The organism is Arthrobacter sp. SIMBA_036 (assembly GCF_046535135.1).
GTDB lineage: Bacteria > Actinomycetota > Actinomycetes > Actinomycetales > Micrococcaceae > Arthrobacter.
The window spans coordinates 1-1,349 of record NZ_JAWRXG010000033.1 but is presented as its reverse complement, the minus strand read 5'-3'; the positions used below and the strand labels follow the sequence as shown (position 1 = coordinate 1,349).

Below are 1,349 nucleotides of genomic sequence, written 5' to 3'. Positions count from 1 at the left end.
TGTGATGAGTCGAGACATCCTTCACGGATGAGTCGAGTCATCGGTTACACCCCGGTCTTCGGACCGGGGTGTTTTTCTTTGTCCGGATTCTCTGGGTTGGTAGTTCTTGGTGGGGTCGATGGTGAGTTCGCGGATGATCTCGCCGGTGGTTGCGTTGCTGATGGTGACGTCGGCGTCGTGGATGAGCATGAGGACGTGCGTGCCGGCGTGGGCGCGGCCGATGCCGAGGTGGCGGAGGCGTCCGGCATGGCGGAGGGTGAGTTTCCCGAATTTGTCGACGCGGTCAACGCGGCGGCGCCAGTGGTCTCCTTGTTTCGCTCCGGCGGGTGCTGCTTTGGGTGTCGCGACGTAGGCGGCGGCGGGCGTTCGGCGGCCCAGGGCGCGGTGGGGGCGTTCGTGGTTGTAGATCTGCCGGAACTTGTCCAGTTGTTCGTTGAGGTCTTTAAGGGTGTGGGCGCGGGGCTGCCCGGTGAGCCAGCGTTTGAGGGTTTGGTGGAACCGTTCGATTTTTCCTTGGGTTTGTGGGTGGCTGGGGGATCCGTTTTTCTGGGTGATGCCTAGGGCGTGGAGTTGGTGTTCGAAGGCGTTCCGGCCGCCCCGGCCGCCGGCGAGGCGGGTGGTGTAGACCATGCCGTTGTCGGTCAGGGTGGAGGCTGGGAGGCCGTAGTCCGCGGCGGTGGCCAGGAAGGTGGTCACGACGGTGGTGACTGTGACGGGTCTGAACGCGGTGCAGGCCAGAAGATAGCGGGAGTGGTCATCGAGGAAGTTCAGGATCTCGGTGTCCGTGCCGTCGGCCAGGGCCCAGTGGGTGAAGTCGGACTGCCAGGTTTCGTTGGGCTGGTGGGCTTCGAAGCGGTGCAGGGACGCTTTGGGGCGTTTCTTTGGTTCGGGGGTGATCAGGTCTGCGGTGTGCAGGACCCGCCGGATGGTCGAGGTTGAGGGCGGTTGGAGTGCTTCGCGTTCAAGGTGCCAAGCGATTGTGACGGGCCCGGCGTCCAGGCCGGCGATTACCAGTTCGCGGCGTAGTGCCAGGATGCGGTTGGTCATGGCTTCGGTGGTTCGGCGGGGGTTGGTCAGCGGGCGTTTGGGTCGGGGCTCGACGGCCTCGATGCCTCCTTCTGCTTCGCGCCTGAGCAGTTCGTGGACCCAGCGGCGGCTGACTCCGTAGCGGCGGGCTGCGGCCGTGATGGTCAGGCCTTGGTCACGGACGGCGAGGACGATGACTTTCTGCTTCGACATGAATCATGCTCGGCCACAAAAGTGTGAACGATGTCCCGACTCACCGGGGAAGTGTCACCTGAGAACGATGTCCCGACTCACGTGTGAACTATGTCGTGAAACTACACACC

General features: G+C 63.8%; 1 protein-coding gene. It reads right to left on the bottom strand.

Features of this window, described 5'->3' with window-relative positions:
- Nucleotides 1–21: 21 nt before the first annotated feature.
- Entirely contained in the window at nt 22–1,239 is a 1,218-nt protein-coding gene (locus SB659_RS19000; protein WP_410551513.1) for an IS481 family transposase, read from the bottom strand.
- Nucleotides 1,240–1,349: the final 110 nt, after the last annotated feature.